Genomic DNA, 16,739 nt, shown 5'->3' with positions numbered 1-16,739 from the left:
ATGCCTATCGCTGGAGGCACCTCGTCGAGAACTTCTTCTGTAGCCTCAAAACATTCCGGCGCATCGCTACCCGATACGAGAAAACTGATCAGAGCTACCGCGCCATGATCAACCTTGCGGCCCTGAAGATCGCTATGCGCTAAATGTCCACACGCCTTAGATAGCGCAGTTCCGCTTCGGTCAGGCCGTGGCCGAAATGCGCCCCAAGCCCATCCATGTCCCGCGCCGAGCCGAGCCAGTTCCAGGCGCGGGTGCCATAGGCGCAGGCGATGCGCTGCAACGATGCATGGTCGAGAAAGGGATAGTCGCGGCTGAGATCGGCAATGAGTTGGTCGCGCCCCTGCATCGGGAAATCGCCGCCCGGCAGCGGGGCCTGCGCGGTCCAGTCGCCGCCCGACAGGCTGGGGAGAAAGGGTTGCAGCATCGCCACTGCTTCGGCGGCGAGATGGCGGTAGGTGGTGATCTTTCCGCCGAAAAGGCTGAGCAGCGGCGTTTCCCCCTGCGGTGCATCGAGTTCCAACCGGTAGCCGCGGGTCGCCGCCTCCGGCTTTGCGGAGCCGTCGTCGATCAGGGGACGCACCCCGGCATAGGACCACAGCACGTCCTGCGGCGTGATCGCCTTGCGGAAATAGCGATTGGCTCCTTCGCAGAGATAGGCGATTTCGTCCGCATCCGGCCGCACATCCTCTACCGGTCCGGCATGATCGCGGTCGGTCGTGCCGATCAGGGTGAAGTCGCGCTCATAGGGCAATGCGAAGAAGATGCGGCCATCGGGCAGTTGGAAGAAATAGGCGAAGCCATGATCGAACAGGCGCGGCACGACGATATGCGATCCGCGCACCAGCCGCATGTGGCGCGCCGTGTCGCCATGGGCGCGATGGAGCAGGTCGAGGACCAGCGGCCCCGCCGCGTTGACCACGGCGCTTGCCCTGAAACGCGCCGCCGACCCGTCGCGCCCCTGCGCATGGATCGTCCAGCCGCCATCTTCGCGTTCCAGATGCGTGACTTCGGTTCGGGTGCGGATGTCGGCGCCCCGGTCGGCGGCGTCACGGGCGTTCAATATGACGAGGCGGGCGTCGTCCACCCAGCCGTCGGAATAGATATAGGCCTTGGCGAAACCGGATTTCAGCGCTTGCCCGGCGGGATGGCGGCGCAGGTCGACGCCCTCCGTCGGCGGCAAAGCGCGGCGGCCGCCGATATGATCGTAGACGAAGAGGCCAAGCCGCAGCAGCCAGCGCGGGCGCAGGCCCGGCACCCAGGGCAGCACGAAGCGCAGCGGATGGATGATGTGCGGCGCGATGGCCCAGAGCCGCTCGCGTTCGGCCAGCGATTCGCGGACCAAGCCGAATTCGCGATGCTCCAGATAGCGCAGCCCGCCATGAATGAGCTTGGTGGAGGCGGAGGACGTGCCCTGCGCCAGGTCGCCGCGCTCCAGCAGCAGCACCCTCGCCCCGCGCCCGGCGGCGTCGCGGGCAACGCCGCAGCCGTTGACGCCGCCGCCGATCACGGCGAGGTCATAGGCGGCTGGTTCCGTCTCCCTCGTCACCGGGGGATGTTAGCGTGGTTGGGCGGCGGGTGGAACAGGCGGACGCCCAATCCCCTCCACACGCGGCGAATGTGTCAGGCCTTTTCCAGCGTGCACTGGAGCGGATGCTGGTTCTGCCGGGCGAAGTCCATCACCTGGTTCACCTTGGTCTCGGCCACCTCATAGCTGAATATGCCGCAGACGCCGACGCCGCGCTGGTGGACGTGCAGCATCACGCGGGTCGCCTCCTCCATATCCATGCGGAAGAATTGCTGGAGGACGTGCACGACGAATTCCATCGGCGTGTAATCGTCGTTCAGCAACAGCACCTTGTAGAGGGAGGGCTTTTTCGTCCGGGCACGGGTGCGCGTGGCGATGCCGACATTGGGTCCGCCCGACCCATCGCCCTGGTCGTCCTGATCCCCGCCCGCCATCATCGCGGGATATGCCCATGTCGAAATGCTGTTCATGATGCGGGAGGATATGGCGATTCTCCCTTATATGGCAAGGGGTGGAGCGGGGCGTAAACCATGGTTTATGCGTTTACGGCCTAGCTCTCCAGCAGATCCAGATAGGCCACCACGTCATTGTCGGTGGCGAGGAACAGGCCGTCCTGCACATCCTGCGGCTGCTGCTCGGCGATCAGCATCGCCTCGCCCAAGGGACCGTAGAACAGGGTGGTCGCGGCCCCGCCGCCATCGGCATCGCTCAGATGGTAAAGACGGACGGTAGCCGAATTGTAGGTGGTGCGCATGACCGGCATATCGGACGGACCGCGCCGCCGCGCAAGCGGTCAGCGCCGGTCGGTGATCTTGATCCCACCAGCCAGCCGGTTCGGGCCGATCTTCACCGCATCGCCGGTGAAGTTGGCCACGAAGCTGCTGTTGCGCTGCAACCCCGGCACGAAGGAGGCGCTGTTGTTCGCGATAGAGAGGTTCGTGCTATCCTGCTCCCGCCCCTCCGGCGCGACGGTGATGAAGGCGCTGTAATTGTCCTTGTCCCGGCCCTGCACCATTTCATTGCCGCTGATCGTGCCGCTCGCCCCATTGGACAGGTCGATCATATAGTTGGTCAGGCGGCCCGCGCTGTCGTCGAAGCTGTTGTCGGTGATGGTGACGCGGGGCGTGCGGGTCTTGAGATAATGGCCGCCATCGCCCTGATCGAAGCGGGAGCGAGTGACGGTAAGGCTGCCATAGCGGCCCACATAGATGCCGTGCGCGCAGGCGAGGTCGCGGTCGCAGCGGCCCAGATGGCGAAAGGTCGACTTGTCGATGCTGATGCTGTTGCCGGGTGCGTCGCCGGTCAGAATGCCTTCCTCGCTGTTGCGGAACAGGCTGTTGCTGACGGTCAGATTGCCGCTTTCCAGCCTGATGCCCGCGCCGTTGCCGTCGGGTACGCGCAGATTCTGGAAGATCAGGCCGTCGACCGTGCTGGACCGGCCGCGCAGCACCAGAGCCGCCTTCTGCTCGCAGGCCACCCCGTCGAGGATCGCGGTGCCGGGCTTCTGCGCGCGGATGGTGAGGTCGCCGCCCTGCTGCACCGCGCATTGGGCATAGCTGCCGGGCGCCACCAGCACCGTGCCCCGGCCATTGCCGATGGCCTTGATCGCATCGCCCAGCGTCGCATAGCTTCGCCCGCTTTCGGCCACGGTGAAGGGCGACGTCACGCCCTGCGCCAGCGCGGTTGCCGTTACGGCGGCGGACAAAAGCAAAATAGTGGAAAAGAGGCGCATATCGAAAGGTATAGGCAAGAGCGCCGCATCGGCCAATGCCGAGTCATGGTTAACAAAATATTGTTCCGTGATGGGACAGATATTGGAGAAATCTTAAGCTGCGTGGACAAATACGGAATGTCGGGGAGTGGTCATGAGCGGACGCTTAATCCTCCCTACGCGAAGCGTGGGGAGGGGGACCGCCGCTGAAAGCGGTGGTGGAGGGGAAATTTCGGAGGTCGCGCCTCATTCCCCTCCACCACGCTTCGCGCGGTCCCCCTCCCCATCTCTCGATGGGGAGGAATGGGATAGGTCCGCTTTCCACCCAAATCCGCCGGATTGCGCGATATCTTCGCCCTTCCGCAAAAGCCGCGCCATGACGGTTGGCGCAGGGGCGGTTGCAGGTTAAGCCTTGTCCGGACATGATTTCCGCCTCCCCCCGCTTTTCCCCTGCCTGCATCGGCGCCGCCGCCCTGATGGCTGCGATGCTGACCGGCTGTTCGAACGAGGGCAGCGGGACCGTGGCGGTCAGCGTCGTCGGTACCCCCGCCGATTTCGCCAAGCCGCTGGAGAAGCTGCCAGATCCGGGGGCGAAGCTGTTCCTGGAATCCACCGCCCAGGGGTTGGTGGCTTTCGACGCGGGCGGCGAAATTCTGCCCGCCCTCGCGCAGCGCTGGATCGTCGAGGATGACGGGCGCAGCTATATTTTCCGCCTGCGCCGCGCCTTCTGGCCCGATGGGACAAGGGTCACGGCAAAGGATGTCGGGCGGCTGTTGATGGCGCGGATAGAGGCGTTGCGGCGGCTGGACCCGGCCGGGCCTCTCGATGCGGTGCGGGATGTGGTGGCAATGACCGGTGAGGTGATCGAGATCCGCCTCGCCGCGCCGCGGCCCTATGTGCTGCAGATGCTGGCCCAGCCGCAGATGGCGATCCTGTCGCGGGATGGCGGGACCGGCCCCTATCGGCGCGCCCTTCGCGGCAAGGCGCTGGTGCTCACGCCGGTCGAGCGGGCGACGAACGAGTCCGGTGATGAATTGCCGGTGCCCGACTGGCAGACCCGGATCGTCCGGGCGGAGCGGGCGGCTTTGGCCATCACCCGATTCCAGCAGGGAAAATCCGCGCTGGTGCTGGGCGGGCGTTTTGCCGACCTGCCGCTGCTGCTGCCCGCCGGGGTTGATCGGGACGCGGTGCGGATCGATCCGGTGCAGGGGCTGCTGGGGCTGGCGGTGACGGGCACCGGCACGCTGCTGGATGACGACGGTGTCAGGCGGGCGATCAACATGGCGATCGACCGCAGCCAGCTTCCGACGATGTTCCCCGTCGGCGGCTGGGCCACGACCGAGCAGATCGTGCCGGGGCAGATCGACCTGCCGGGGCCTCCCGCCGCGCCGGACTGGACCGGGCTGTCGCTGGACGATCGCCGGGCGCAGGGACAGGCGATCATGAAGCGCTGGCGCAGCGAGCATGGCGATCCGCCGGTGCTGCGCGTGGCGCTGCCCAGGGGACCGGGCGCGACGCTGTTGTTCGGGCTGGTGCGGCATGATCTGCGGATGATCGGCCTGACGGTGGAACGGGTCGATATGGCGGCGGACGCCGACCTGCGGCTGGTCGACGAGGTCGCGGCCTATGACAGCGCGCTCTGGTATCTGGGGCGGATCGGCTGCGCCCGGAAAGTCCATTGTTCGCCGCAGGCCGAGGCGCAGTTGCAGGCGGCCAGCCTTGCCGGCAGTCTGGACGAACGCATGGCGCGGGTGGCGCAGGCGGAGGCGCTGATGCAGGCGCATAACGGCTATATCGCCCTGGGCGCGCCGGTGCGCTGGTCGCTGGTGGCGCGGCGGCTGACCGGCTTCATGCCGTCACCACGCGCGCGGCACCCATTGAACCATCTGTTCAGCAGCACCAATTAAGGTTGGTGGAGGACAGAGTAATGGCCATTTCGCAGGACCAGTTCGACCGGATCGTGCGCGACATGCCGGGATTCGGACGCGATCCCGCCTCGGTGCGCAAGCGGATCGAAACGATGGAGGCGTTGCTGGAGGGGCTGTTCGTCCTGCCCGGCACCAACCGGCGGGTCGGACTGGACAGCCTGGTCGGCCTGATCCCGGTGGTGGGCGATTTCGCCACGGCGGCGATGGGCGCGTGGATGGTATGGGAAGCGCGCAATCTGGGCATGTCGAAATGGCAGCTTACCCGCATGGCGGCCAATGTCGGTTTCGACACGCTGATCGGCGCCATTCCCTTTGCCGGGGATATTTTCGACTTTTTCTACAAGTCCAATACGAAGAATCTGCGGATCATCCGCAAGCATCTGGACAGGCACCATCCCTCGACAGTGATTGTCGAGGGATAGGCGATCCTGCCAGATCAGATCTCGCCGACCATCTCCGCCAGCACGCCCAGGCAATCCTTGGCGAGTTGGATGGAGCGCGCCGGGGACCAGCCGAAATCGGTGTCGGGCAGGTCGTCATTATCCTTGAACGGCATTTCCAGCGTCATCGCCACCGCGCCGAAACGCTCGGCCAACTGGTTGGTGGACATGGACAGGTTCGCCTTGCCCTCCGGCGCGGTGGGATAGCCCTTCTTCGTCTGGAAATCGGGCGTGCGCGCTGCCAGCGTGTCGCGATAGCGCCGATATAGTTCCAACTGCCGTTCGTTGATCGAGGGAATGCCTTCAAACCCCGCCAGGAACACGGCCGCAATCGCTTCATCGCCATGCACGTCCATGGCGAAGTCGACGCCGACATCGTCCATCGCCCCGCGCACGAGAAAGACCTCCGGACTTTTCTCCATCGACGGCTCATGCCATTCGCGGTTGAGGTTGATCCCCGCCGCATTGGTCCGCAAATGCCCGCGACGGCTGCCGTCCGGGTTCATGTTCGGCACGATGTAGAAGGTTGCCTTCTTCCGCAGCAGGCGCGCCACGGCGTCCTCCTCGTCGCAGAGCCGCTCCAGCGCGCCTTCCATCCACCATTCGGCCATGCTCTCGCCCGGATGCTGGCGGGCATAGAGCCAGACCTTCTTCGGCCCCTCGCCCAGCACCAGCAGGTCGAGCGGCTGCTTGTCCAGCGTCAGCCCCAGTTCGCGATGCTCCACCCCTGGCTGGGACGCCGCCCAGGCGACCAGATCATGGTGCCGCTCCATCGAATAGGGCGCGAAATAAGCGAGCCAGACCGCATTGGCGTCCGGCGCCAAGCGGATCGTCAACGTCCCGTCGGCATAGCTGGTGTCCGCCAGCAGCCAATTTTCTCGATCCTCGCTATAACGCGCCTTATAGCCCGGCCAGCCATCGGGATAGGCCGACGCCCCGCAATTGGTGATGGCCAGTTCGACCTCCCGCCCGGCCACGCCCGCCACGCGGAAATGAAACCATTGGTAGAAATCGCTCTGCCGGTCCTTGACGATCTCCAGCTCGGCGCGGACGCCGGCCGGGCTATCGTCAAGGGAAATAAGACGAATATTGCCGCTGTCGAAAGCGCTGGTGACGGAGATGCTCATTTGACGCTTATAGTCCGGCCCGATTCCCCCGGATAGCCCCCGATCAGCGCCGCCGCGAGCTTCTGCGCCGCCAGACCGGGCTGCGATGCAGGCGTGCCCTCCCGCGCTTCGGTCTGCGCCCGGCCTTCCCAGACCGTGGTCGAATCGGCGCGGCGCCGCAACTGCACCTGCAGTTCGGTGACGACCTGCCCCTTGGGCTTGCCGGACAGGTTGATGCCGATGCCCACGCCAAGGCCGGAATAGCCGCCGCTGCCCACGGCCCCGCCCACGCCGACGCTCACCGGCTTGCCGTTAGCGCCATAGCTGTTCGGCTCCCGAAAGGTCCGGCGAAAGCCGACCAGCGCGACATATTCGCTTTTCGTTCCCTCCGCTGCGCGGGTGAAGCCCACCCGTTGCAATTCCTGATCCACCGCAGCGGCATAGGTCCGGAATTCCAGCCCGACATCGGGATTCCCGGCCATTTCCTCAATCGCGACGGTCCCGCTGCGCGCCGGATTGTCGATATGGAACCGCGTCACCTCCACCGGTGGAACGGCGGTCGCGCAAGCGGTGAGGGAAAGGGCGAGCAGGGAAGGAAAGGCGATATTTTTCAACATGGACTGGACTCCAAGGGATGCTGCCTCTCTACACGACGCGGCCGCGCTAATCCCCTAAAAGCGTTGAAGCCACGACTTTGCTGCACGGGGGATGAACGGAGCCGATACGGGGCCGGTTCCCCTTGACTTTCGGCTGCCTCGCCCATAGGGGCAGCGCTTCGATTTTTCGATCACGCAAGATTCATTCAAAGGCTGGTTCCATGAAGATCCGCAATTCGCTCAAGTCGCTCAAGGGCCGTCACCGGGATAACCGCGTGATCCGCCGCCGCGGCCGCACCTACGTCATCAACAAGACCAACCGCCGCTTCAAGGCCCGCCAGGGCTGATAATGGCGGGGATAGCCGCCGTCATATTCGACGTCGGCAATGTCCTCTACCACTGGAACCCACGGGTTCTGTACGAGCGCCTGATCGACGATGATCGGGCGCTCGACGCGTTTCTCCGCGATGTCGTGACGCCGGACTGGCATTTCCAGCATGATCAGGGCCGCCCCTTCGCGGAAACCAGCGCCGAATTGATCGCACGCCATCCCGAACATGCCGACCTGATTCGCCTCTGGGGCGAGAAGTTCATCGACAGCGTCGGCCCGGCGATAGAGGGCATGCCGGAGATCGTTGGGGCATTGGATGGTCGCGGCATCCCGCTCTTCGCCATCACCAATTTCAGCGATGAATTCTGGGCGCCCTTCCATGCGCGGGAGGCGGCGCTGTTCGCGCCCTTTCGCGACATCGTGGTGTCCGGGGCGGAACGGTTGGCGAAACCCGATCCGGCGATCTACCGGCTGGCGCTTGCCCGATTCGGGCTGCGGGCGGAACAGGCGCTGTTCGTGGACGACCGGGAGGACAATATCCTGGCGGCTGAGGCAGAGGGCATGCGCGGCCATCTGTTCCGCGATGCGGCCACGCTGCGCCGGGAACTGGCCGGGTTGGGCCTGATCGACGCCCCGTTCAGCGTAGCGACCGCAGAATAAGACCCGTCATGCTGAACTTGTTTCAGCATCCATCGGGCCTGGTAGGCCGAGGTCTGAGCCGCAATCATCATCGCTGCCAGCTATGCGATTATACCGAGCCCCCGAGCCAAGAGGCGCAATGGATGCTGAAACAAGTTCAGCATGACGTCGGTAAAAGGTGGAGCCTCATCCATCATTCGTAAGGACAACCACCTCATCCTCCAATCAATCAGCCCTCGTCACGCCCCCTCAACTCATCGCCTCGAATCGCGGCGACATGCAGCACATTGGTCGACCCCGGCGTTCCGAACGGCACGCCGGCCAGCACGACGATCTTGCCGCCCTTATCCACCATGTCGTGCCGCAACGCCATGCGCCGCGCCTTGCCGACCATCTCCTCGAAGGTGCCGATATCCTTGGTCCGCACCGCATGGACGCCCCAGGTCAGCCCCAGCTTGCGCGCCGTGTCCGCCCGCGGCGTCAGGGCCAGGATTGGCGTCATCGGCCGCTCCCGCGCCACGCGCCGCACCGTGCTGCCCGAAGAGGTGAAGCAGGTGATTGCGCTGGCCCCGACCACGGACACGATACTGCCCGCTCCCTCAGCCAAAGCGTCGGCGGTGGTTGGATCGGGCTTCGTCTCCGTATAGTGTAGCCGCCCGAAATAGCCCGGATCGCGCTCCACGCTATGGGCGATGCTGTCCATCATCGTCACCGCCTCGACCGGCCAGTCGCCCGCCGCCGTCTCGGCCGACAGCATGATCGCGTCCGCCCCGTCATAGACTGCGGTCGCCACGTCGGACACTTCGGCACGGGTAGGCGTCGGCGCCTTGATCATCGATTCGAGCATCTGCGTCGCCACCACGACCGGACGCCCCATGCGCCGCGCCGTCGCCACGATCTGCTTCTGGAGCGGCGGCACGGCCTGCGGCGGCAGTTCCACGCCCAGATCGCCGCGCGCCACCATCACGCCGTCGGCCAGTTCAATGATCTCCTCCAACCGCTGGACGGCGGCGGGCTTCTCGATCTTCGCCATCAGCGCGCCATAGCCGCCCATCAGCTTTCGCGCCTCGGCCAGATCTTCTGGCCGCTGCACGAAGCTGAGCGCGATCCAATCGCAGCCCTGCTCCACCGCGAAGCTCAGGTCGCGCCGGTCCTTTTCGGTCAGCGCGGGCACCGGCACGACCACATCGGGCACATTCACGCCTTTGCGGTTCGAAAGGGCGCCGCCGACCTCCACCACTGTGTCGATGCGGTCGTCGGCCACTTTCTTGACCCGCAGCACCAACTTGCCATCGTCCAGCAGCAGCCGGGTTTCAGGCACCAGCGCCGCATAGATTTCCGGATGCGGCAGGTTCACGCGGCTGGCGTCGCCCGGCGCGGGATCATTGTCGAGCACGAAGGCCGCACCCGTCTCCAGCACCGCCAGCCCCCGTTCGAACGTGCCCACGCGCAGCTTCGGCCCCTGAAGGTCGCCCAGGATCGTCGTCGGCCGCCCGAATTCCTTCTCCAGCGCCCGGATCGCCGCGATTCGCGCGGCATGATCCTCATGCGCGCCATGGCTCATATTGATGCGGAAGGCGTCAGCCCCGGCAACGAACAGCGCGCGGATCATATCCGGACTGTCGCTTGCGGGCCCAAGGGTCGCGAGGATGCGGACCTTGCGCGTGCGGGGCGGTAATTTCGTCATTCTTCCCAAACTCCTGACCGTCATGGTCGCCGCTGTTTGCCAGGGCGCGGTTTTTTCGATTATCCGTGCTGCACGACAGGATGATGTAGACCAGCGAAAGGTTTCGCCGTGAGCGACAACATACTCAGCGACGCGGTCGCCGCAACCGCCTTCCGGCGGCTGGTGGCGCATTTGCAGCACCGCACCGACGTGCAGAATATCGACCTGATGGGAATGGCGGGCTTCTGCCGCAACTGCCTGGCCGACTGGATCGCGGAGGCCGACGGCACAATGGGCAAGGACGAGGCGCGGGAGATCATCCACGGCATGCCCTTCGCCGAATGGAAATCTCGCCATCAGGGCGAAGCGACGCCGGAACAAATCGCCCGCATGCAGGAGAGTGTGGCGAAGAACGCCGACAATCATTAGGAGCGTCCGCTGACCGATTCACACTGACTGGAGATACAGAATGAGCGAGGACAACGTCGCCGCCGAACAGCTACGCCTCTTCATCGAGCGCATCGAGCGCCTGGAAGAAGAAAAGAAGGGCATCGGCGACGATATCAAGGACGTCTATCTTGAAGCCAAGGCTAACGGATATGATGGGAAGATTATGCGGCAGATCGTTCGTTTACGGAAGATGGCGCCCCATGATCGTCAAGAAATGGAAGCCATTCTGCAGACTTATCTGTCTGCGCTGGGGATGGAATAAGCGCGCAATCAATCATCGGACTCCCGGCGCGCTCGTTCATAAAGGGCGATCGTGTCGGGATCACCCGCGCTCAATTTCTCAATTATATCCTTTGCATCAGCGGCATAGGCTGAAAACTCCTTAAGCGTAACCTCCATCACGTCTGCGACGGTGGTCAGAAACCAGTCGAAACCCATTTTTGCATCATCGAGATTGCGCCGGGAAACCACCAGATCCTCTAAATTCTTGGGATGAGTGATCCGATTGCGCAGCCTGATCGAATCCTTGAGCTTCTGCCAACCCGGATTCATAAAATCGATTTTAAGGTGCGGACACATCTCTTGTGCCGTTTTTGTAGCCAACCTGATCATTGCAGTGGTAGAAACGAAACGCCGCTGCTCCTTAATTTCTCCCTGCTCACTGACGAACAGCACAGTTTCAGAGAAAGCGAACTCCAGCCTGGGCGTGGACATATCGATACCCCGAGCCACGGACAGGACATGCATGCGATAAATCCATGCAGCTCCCTCCATGGCGGAAATGATAGTGCGCAAAGCATTACGGCGATCAGACCCGGCATTTGAGACTTCGGCCTGATGCAACGCTCGCTCGATATCCGTCGCCAAGGTAGCTATGAAGCTCAGCTCTTTAGCCGGCTGGCTGTCGTCCATCGTATCACTTTCATCCATCGCTTCATGCACGTAGACTAATTGCAAATCGTTGGAAATCGAGAGCGTCCATGACCGAGATTATCGTCAGCACCACCCCTTCCCTGGAGGGCCGTCCCGCGAAGGAATATCTCGGCATCGTCACCGGCGAGGTAATCGTAGGCGCCAATATCGTGCGCGATCTGTTCGCGGGTATCAGGGACATCGTCGGCGGGCGCTCGGGCGCTTATGAGGATGTGCTCCAGCGTGCCCGCGAGGAGGCGATCGGGGAAATGCGGATGCGCGCCGCGACGCTAGGCGCCAATGCGGTGGTGGGCGTCGACCTCGATTATGAGGTGCTGGGGTCCAACGGATCGATGCTGATGGTATCGGCGTCGGGCACCGCCATCCTCGTCTGACGTTGCGCTTGGCCGGTCTGCTCGCTAGAGAGCGCGCTTCGGATAACCAGATAATTAGGAGCAGGCCGTGGCCGGCCATAGCAAATTCAAGAACATCATGCATCGCAAGGGCGCGCAGGACAAGAAGCGCTCCTCGATGTTCTCCAAGCTTAGCCGCGAAATCACCGTCGCGGCCAAGATGGGCATGCCCGACCCGGACATGAACCCGCGCCTCCGTCTGGCGATCAACGCCGCTAAGGCGCAGTCCATGCCCAAGGACAATATCCAGCGCGCCATCGACAAGGCGATTGGCGGCGATACGGAGAATTACGAGGAAATCCGCTATGAGGGCTACGGCCCCGGCGGGGTCGCGATCATCGTGGAGGCGCTGACCGACAACCGCAACCGCACCGCGACCAACGTCCGCACCGCCTTTTCCAAGAATGGCGGCAATCTGGGCGCGTCGGGCGCGGTCAGCCATGGCTTCGACCGCATGGGCCTCATTACCTATCCGGCGAGCGCGGGCGACGCCGACGCGGTTTTCGAAGCGGCTCTGGAAGCGGGCGCGGAAGACGTGTCCTCGAACGAGGACGAACATGAGATCTGGACCGCCATGGACGCGCTCCATGAAGTCGCCAAGGCTCTGGAGAGCAAGCTGGGTCCGGCGGAAGGCGCGAAGCTCGCCTGGAAGCCGCAGACCACCGTCGAAGTCGATGAAAGCAACGCCGCCACGCTGATGAAGCTGGTCGACACGCTGGAGGACGATGACGACGTCCAGACCGTCTGGGGCAATTACGAAGTGTCCGACGAGGTCATGGAGAAGCTGGGTTGATCCCAAACCCCTCTCCCGCCGGGAGAGGGAGGGACCAGGGTGAGGGCAGCGCATTATCCGCGCCCGTTACCCTCACCCTTCCGGCGCTTCGCGCCTCTCTCCCTCTCCCGATGGGAGAGGGTTTTCCATGATCATCCTGGGACTGGACCCTGGGCTGGGCACTACCGGATGGGGGTTGATCGCGGCTGACGGCAATCGGCTGACCCATATCGCCAATGGGCAGATCAAGACCGATTCCGACATGGCGCTGGCGTCCCGGCTGCTGGTGCTGGACCTGGCGCTGACGGACCTGATCCTGGAACATCAGCCCAACAGCGCCGCCGTCGAGGAGGTGTTCCTCAACGTCAATCCGCAATCGACGCTGAAGCTGGGCCAGGCGCGGGGCGTCATTCTGCTGGCGGCTTCGCGGTCCGGCATGGAGGTGGGCGAATATGCCGCCCGGCTGGTCAAGAAATCAGTCGTCGGCGTCGGCAATGCATCGAAGGAGCAGGTGCACGCCATGGTGTCCCGCCTCCTCCCCGGCGTAAAGGTCGCAGGGCCGGATGCTTCGGACGCTCTGGCGGTGGCGATCACGCACGCGCATCATTTGGCCAGTGCGCGGCGAATTCCGAGGAAATGATCGGGCGCGGATAGGGTTTGGGTGCCTAATTGGCCGGTTTTAATAGCGGACATCAATCCTCCCTACGCGCAGCGTGGGGAGGGGGACCGCCGCCGAAGGCGGTGGTGGAGGGAAAATACGCAGGTCGTGCCCCATTCCCCTCCACCACGCTTCGCGCGGTCCCCCTCCCCATCCCGATGGGGAGGAATTGGATAGGTCTGCCCTCCACCCAATTACCGCCAATCGAAATACAGCGGCGCTTCGCGAAAGGCGAAGCGGTCGAGATGGTCGGCCACCACCTGTTTGAAGCGCTCGACATCGGCATCCTCCCCCGGTTCGATGGTGACGGTGAGGGCCTCCGCCCCCGCCTCCATCCGGATCAGGCCCATGGGAAAGGCGATCATGCCCTGCCGCGCGTCATATTCGGTTTCGAACTTATGCCCCCAATGCTTGCATAGTTGCTGAAGATAGCGGCTGGCGTGGCCGGTCGGCACATGCGCGGTCAGGGACATGTCAGAGCCTTTCGATCTTGCCGGCAGCCTCATCGATCAAGGCGGCGACATCGAACATGGTCTGGGCATCGGCCCCTTCCCTTTCGAGCCGCGCCCGCACCGCCATGCCCAGATTGTGCATCGCCCGGCGGATCGGCGCGCCGTCGGTGCGTTCAGCCTTCTTCGCCAGCGAACCCAGGCGATCCATGACCTCCCGTACGCCCGCTTCATGGTCGGCCAGATAGGCTTGGCCCGCCTCCGTGATGGCGAACAGCTTGCGGCTGCCCTCGCCAGGCTGTTCGGCGATCAGGTCCATGTCGGCCAGCAGGGTCAGCGTCGGATAGACGACGCCGGGGCTGGGCGAATAAACCTCTCCCGACAGCGCCTGAATCTCACGGATCAGGTCGTAGCCGTGGCGCGGGCTGTCCGCGATCAGCTTGAGCAGGATGAGCTTGAGCGCGTCATTGCCGAACTGCCTGCGCCGTCCGCCGCCGCCCCTTCCTCCGCCGAACGGTCCGCCACGGGGACCATCCCCGAAGCGGCCGCCGAAGCCGCTGCGATCAAATCCCTCTGGACCGAACATGCGGTCGCGGCCGAAACCGCATTGCCGGCGGGCGTGATGATGGAAATGCATTTGCGAGTCTCTCAACTGTTTCTTGATGGGTTTAGATATATCTTAGAAACGACCATCGTCAAGAGTTGCGATATATCTTTTTATATCGCTACTCTTTGCCCGGGAATTTACGTGCTCCAGCGAAGGCAGGAGCACGAAAGGCATCGGGAAAGAGCATAAGAAAAAGCCCGCCGGATGCTGGTCCGGCGGGCTTTCGTCTCGCAAATAAGCTATGATCAGTCGGGCTTCTTCGCCACGCTGACCAGCGCCGGGCGCAACAACCGGTCCTTGATCGTGTAACCCGCCTGCATTTCCACCAGCACCGTGCCCGGCTCCGCTTCGGCGGAGGGGACTTCCATCATCGCCTGATGCTTGTTGGGATCGAGCGACTGCCCGACCGACACCAGCTTTTCAATGCCGTTGCGGCCGAACACGGCCTCCAGCTCGCGCCCAGTGGCTTCGAGACCGGCGACCAGTCCCTTGAACTTCTCGTCCTCCCGCAGGTCGGCGGGGATGGCCTGGAGCGCGCGGCCCAGATTGTCCGCTACCGACAGCATGTCGCGGGCAAAGGCCGTCGCGGCATAGGCGCGCGCGTCGGCCAGTTCCTTCTCCAGCCGCCGCCGCACATTCTGCGTTTCGGCATGGGCGTAGAGGACATCCTGCCTGGCGGTCGCCAACTCATTCTCCAACGCGGCGATCCGCTCCGCCGCCGCGTCGCCCGCGGGCGCCGCATCTTCGGGCAGTTCGTCAACGACTTCGGTATTTTCGATATTCTGTTTGTCTTCGCTCATCTCATCAATCTCGACAGGGTCTGCGCAGTGAAATCCACCATGGGGATCACCCGCGCATAGTTCAAGCGCGTCGGCCCGATTACGCCGACCACGCCCACCACCCGGCCGTCCCCGCTCCGGTAAGGCGCGGCTATGACCGAAGAACCCGACAGGGAAAAGAGCTTGTTTTCGGAGCCGATGAAGATTTTGGTCGCGCTGCCCGCCAAAGCGCTGGCCAGCAGCCGGGATATTTCCTGCTTGCCCTCAAGCTCCTCCAGCAACTGCCGCACCCGCTCCAGATCGGCGGCGGTGCCGTCGTCCAGCAGATGCGCCTGGCCCCGCACGATCAGCACGGGACGCTCATCGGCATCCTGCGACCAGACCGCGATGCCCCGCGCCACCAATTCCCGCGCCGCGCCCTGCAGCGCATGGCGTTCCTGCTCCAGTTCGCGTTGCAGGGCCTCCCCCGCCTGCGCCAGCGTCAGGCCGCCGAAGCGCGCCGACATGAAATTGGCGGCCTCGTTGAGCATCATCGGCGTCACGCCCAGAGGCAGGTCTACCACGCGATTTTCGATCGATCCGTCCTGCCCCACCAGCACCGCCAGCGCCTGTCGATCGTTCAGCGGCACGAAGCCGAATTGCCGCAGCACCGGCTCCCGCTTGGGCACCATGACAATCCCGGCGCAGGCGGAAAGGCCCGACAAGGCGGCGGTCGCGGCCGAAAGCGCTTCCTCGATCCGTCCCCCTTCGGAAATGCCCGCCTCGATGGCGCGCCGTTCCTCGACGGAGGGTTCCGCCGCCTGCATCATGCCGTCGACGAAGAGCCGAAGGCCGGTTTCGGTCGGCATCCGACCCGCCGAGGTATGCGGCGCGGCGAGCAGGCCCAGTTCCTCCAGATCCTGCATCACATTGCGGATCGACGCGGGCGACAGGCTGAGCGACGCCATCTTGCTGATCGTGCGCGAGCCGACAGGCAGGCCGGTGCCGAGATAACTCTCGACCACCAGCCGGAAAACGTCGCGGGCACGTTCGTTCAATTCGGTGATCGGTGTGACCGCCATGGCGTTTATCTAGAGCGATTTCCAGTCAGATGGAACATCTGATGGCTCGGAAATCGCGGCAAACGAAGAATGATGCAAGCATCGCCCCGCGTTCAAGCCCGTCCGTCATCTGCCGTTGGCAGGCACGGGCTTCACCATCTCCGCGATATCGAGCATCTTCGGAATCGAGGCGATGGTGGCGCGCAGCTTGCCATAGCCGGGGTCCATGCAGCCCGATTGGAACTCCAACCGCGTCGGCGAACCCTCCCCCCGCGTCCATTCGATCACATAGCCGGGCATGTCGGTAGCGAAACGGGTGCAATTCTCATCCTGTCCGATCCGCTTGACCGTGCCCTGCGCCGGGCGGAACTGCGCCAGCGCCGTGCGGAAGCGGCGATATTGCAGTGGCGTCACGGTGAAGCGCGTCGGGCCGGGCACGGCGGTGAAGCGCTGCGGCTCGATCAGTCCGGAACCGTCCGGCGTGACTCGCAACGTATAGCTGGGGCAGGCGCCGAAGCAGGGACTGGCGGAAAAGCGGATCGTATCGCCGGCGGCCGTCGGCTTTTCCAGTTCGGTCTGCTCCATCGCGCACGCGCCCAGCAGCGCGGTGGCTGCCAATATTGCTATCGCTTTCATGCCCATGCCCTCTCTCTACCATCTTTCGATTCGACCGCCACCGGCAAGGCGCCCGCCCGCGCGCTTATTTTGGTCATCGCA

22 protein-coding genes and 1 pseudogene are annotated in these 16,739 nt (G+C 64.0%); 10 read left to right on the top strand and 13 right to left on the bottom strand.

What is annotated here, in order from left to right:
* Positions 1 to 143 (top strand): annotated as a pseudogene (locus BV95_RS19210) (IS5/IS1182 family transposase); the annotation flags it as partial.
* Here the strand turns inward: BV95_RS19210 and BV95_RS19205 are convergent.
* The 4 genes from BV95_RS19205 to BV95_RS19190 form a co-directional block, all read right to left on the bottom strand.
* Entirely contained in the window at positions 140 to 1,546 is a 1,407-nt protein-coding gene (locus tag BV95_RS19205; RefSeq protein ID WP_234703248.1) for a glycerol-3-phosphate dehydrogenase, read from the bottom strand. The pseudogene BV95_RS19210 and the gene BV95_RS19205 overlap by 4 nt on opposite strands.
* 74 nt (positions 1,547 to 1,620) lie before the next feature.
* Positions 1,621 to 1,995, bottom strand: coding sequence for an ATP-dependent Clp protease adapter ClpS (gene clpS, locus BV95_RS19200; RefSeq protein ID WP_037455911.1), 375 nt, complete (start codon positions 1,993 to 1,995; stop codon positions 1,621 to 1,623).
* Between the two features lie 80 nt (positions 1,996 to 2,075).
* Positions 2,076 to 2,279: a hypothetical protein gene (locus BV95_RS19195; protein ID WP_037455927.1), complete on the bottom strand. Its 204-nt coding sequence runs from the start codon at positions 2,277 to 2,279 to the stop codon at positions 2,076 to 2,078.
* A gap of 39 nt (positions 2,280 to 2,318) precedes the next feature.
* Positions 2,319 to 3,257 carry a NosD domain-containing protein gene (locus tag BV95_RS19190; protein WP_037455923.1) on the bottom strand — a complete coding sequence of 313 codons (939 nt, stop codon included), beginning with the start codon at positions 3,255 to 3,257 and terminating at the stop codon, positions 2,319 to 2,321.
* A 401-nt stretch (positions 3,258 to 3,658) separates the two neighbouring features.
* Here BV95_RS19190 and BV95_RS19185 point away from each other — a divergent pair, with 401 nt between their 5' ends.
* Positions 3,659 to 5,143, top strand: coding sequence for an ABC transporter substrate-binding protein (locus tag BV95_RS19185; RefSeq protein WP_037455908.1), 1,485 nt, complete (start codon positions 3,659 to 3,661; stop codon positions 5,141 to 5,143).
* Positions 5,144 to 5,163: 20 nt separating this feature from the next.
* Complete coding sequence (locus BV95_RS19180; protein WP_037455905.1) at positions 5,164 to 5,586, top strand: DUF4112 domain-containing protein; 423 nt, start codon at positions 5,164 to 5,166, stop codon at positions 5,584 to 5,586.
* Positions 5,587 to 5,600: 14 nt separating this feature from the next.
* Here BV95_RS19180 and BV95_RS19175 read toward each other — a convergent pair whose 3' ends face one another.
* Complete coding sequence (locus BV95_RS19175; RefSeq protein WP_037455903.1) at positions 5,601 to 6,731, bottom strand: M14 family metallopeptidase; 1,131 nt, start codon at positions 6,729 to 6,731, stop codon at positions 5,601 to 5,603.
* Entirely contained in the window at positions 6,728 to 7,327 is a 600-nt protein-coding gene (locus tag BV95_RS19170) for a DUF4136 domain-containing protein (protein WP_037455901.1), read from the bottom strand. The genes BV95_RS19175 and BV95_RS19170 overlap by 4 nt, the downstream gene beginning before the upstream one ends.
* Positions 7,328 to 7,527: 200 nt before the next feature.
* Here BV95_RS19170 and ykgO point away from each other — a divergent pair, with 200 nt between their 5' ends.
* Complete coding sequence (gene ykgO / locus BV95_RS19165; RefSeq protein WP_004210176.1) at positions 7,528 to 7,653, top strand: type B 50S ribosomal protein L36; 126 nt, start codon at positions 7,528 to 7,530, stop codon at positions 7,651 to 7,653.
* A gap of 2 nt (positions 7,654 to 7,655) precedes the next feature.
* The gene (locus BV95_RS19160; RefSeq protein ID WP_037455899.1) at positions 7,656 to 8,297 is read left to right on the top strand and encodes an HAD family hydrolase; all 642 of its coding nucleotides are present in this window, start codon (positions 7,656 to 7,658) and stop codon (positions 8,295 to 8,297) included.
* Positions 8,298 to 8,505: 208 nt separating this feature from the next.
* On the opposite strand, the gene pyk is transcribed toward BV95_RS19160, so the two are convergent.
* The gene (pyk, locus tag BV95_RS19155; RefSeq protein WP_081873457.1) at positions 8,506 to 9,963 is read right to left on the bottom strand and encodes a pyruvate kinase; all 1,458 of its coding nucleotides are present in this window, start codon (positions 9,961 to 9,963) and stop codon (positions 8,506 to 8,508) included.
* Positions 9,964 to 10,071: 108 nt separating this feature from the next.
* On the opposite strand from pyk, the gene BV95_RS19150 reads away from it, so the two are divergent.
* Both BV95_RS19150 and BV95_RS19145 read left to right on the top strand, forming a co-directional pair.
* A complete protein-coding gene (locus BV95_RS19150; RefSeq protein ID WP_037455896.1) occupies positions 10,072 to 10,371 on the top strand; it encodes a DUF1244 domain-containing protein in 300 nt (99 codons plus the stop codon).
* 40 nt (positions 10,372 to 10,411) lie between these two features.
* Positions 10,412 to 10,654, top strand: a complete 243-nt coding sequence (locus BV95_RS19145; protein WP_037455892.1) for a DUF2312 domain-containing protein — start codon at positions 10,412 to 10,414, stop codon at positions 10,652 to 10,654.
* Between the two features lie 8 nt (positions 10,655 to 10,662).
* On the opposite strand, the gene BV95_RS19140 is transcribed toward BV95_RS19145, so the two are convergent.
* A complete protein-coding gene (locus BV95_RS19140) occupies positions 10,663 to 11,304 on the bottom strand; it encodes a hypothetical protein (protein WP_037455889.1) in 642 nt (213 codons plus the stop codon).
* Positions 11,305 to 11,372: 68 nt separating this feature from the next.
* Between BV95_RS19140 and BV95_RS19135 the strand changes: the two genes are divergently transcribed.
* The 3 genes from BV95_RS19135 (at position 11,373) to ruvC (ending at position 13,129) form a co-directional block, all read left to right on the top strand.
* Positions 11,373 to 11,699 carry a heavy metal-binding domain-containing protein gene (locus tag BV95_RS19135; RefSeq protein ID WP_174544464.1) on the top strand — a complete coding sequence of 109 codons (327 nt, stop codon included), beginning with the start codon at positions 11,373 to 11,375 and terminating at the stop codon, positions 11,697 to 11,699.
* A 67-nt stretch (positions 11,700 to 11,766) separates the two neighbouring features.
* A complete protein-coding gene (locus BV95_RS19130; protein ID WP_013848731.1) occupies positions 11,767 to 12,510 on the top strand; it encodes a YebC/PmpR family DNA-binding transcriptional regulator in 744 nt (247 codons plus the stop codon).
* A 127-nt stretch (positions 12,511 to 12,637) separates the two neighbouring features.
* Positions 12,638 to 13,129 carry a crossover junction endodeoxyribonuclease RuvC gene (gene ruvC / locus BV95_RS19125; protein WP_013848730.1) on the top strand — a complete coding sequence of 164 codons (492 nt, stop codon included), beginning with the start codon at positions 12,638 to 12,640 and terminating at the stop codon, positions 13,127 to 13,129.
* Between the two features lie 212 nt (positions 13,130 to 13,341).
* On the opposite strand, the gene BV95_RS19120 is transcribed toward ruvC, so the two are convergent.
* From BV95_RS19120 to BV95_RS19100, 5 genes are all read right to left on the bottom strand, one after another.
* Positions 13,342 to 13,620, bottom strand: a complete 279-nt coding sequence (locus BV95_RS19120; protein WP_037455887.1) for a DUF2218 domain-containing protein — start codon at positions 13,618 to 13,620, stop codon at positions 13,342 to 13,344.
* A gap of 1 nt (position 13,621) precedes the next feature.
* Positions 13,622 to 14,233, bottom strand: coding sequence for a PadR family transcriptional regulator (locus BV95_RS19115; protein WP_037455884.1), 612 nt, complete (start codon positions 14,231 to 14,233; stop codon positions 13,622 to 13,624).
* A 215-nt stretch (positions 14,234 to 14,448) separates the two neighbouring features.
* A complete protein-coding gene (gene grpE, locus BV95_RS19110) occupies positions 14,449 to 15,003 on the bottom strand; it encodes a nucleotide exchange factor GrpE (protein WP_037455881.1) in 555 nt (184 codons plus the stop codon).
* Complete coding sequence (hrcA, locus tag BV95_RS19105; RefSeq protein ID WP_037455878.1) at positions 15,000 to 16,043, bottom strand: heat-inducible transcriptional repressor HrcA; 1,044 nt, start codon at positions 16,041 to 16,043, stop codon at positions 15,000 to 15,002. Before hrcA ends, grpE begins: the two co-directional genes overlap by 4 nt.
* A 105-nt stretch (positions 16,044 to 16,148) precedes the next feature.
* Positions 16,149 to 16,664: a DUF6438 domain-containing protein gene (locus BV95_RS19100; RefSeq protein ID WP_037455876.1), complete on the bottom strand. Its 516-nt coding sequence runs from the start codon at positions 16,662 to 16,664 to the stop codon at positions 16,149 to 16,151.
* Positions 16,665 to 16,739 lie beyond the last annotated feature (75 nt).

This window comes from Sphingobium chlorophenolicum, assembly GCF_000722875.1.
GTDB lineage: Bacteria > Pseudomonadota > Alphaproteobacteria > Sphingomonadales > Sphingomonadaceae > Sphingobium > Sphingobium chlorophenolicum.
This window is presented reverse-complemented; position numbering and strand designations above follow the sequence as displayed.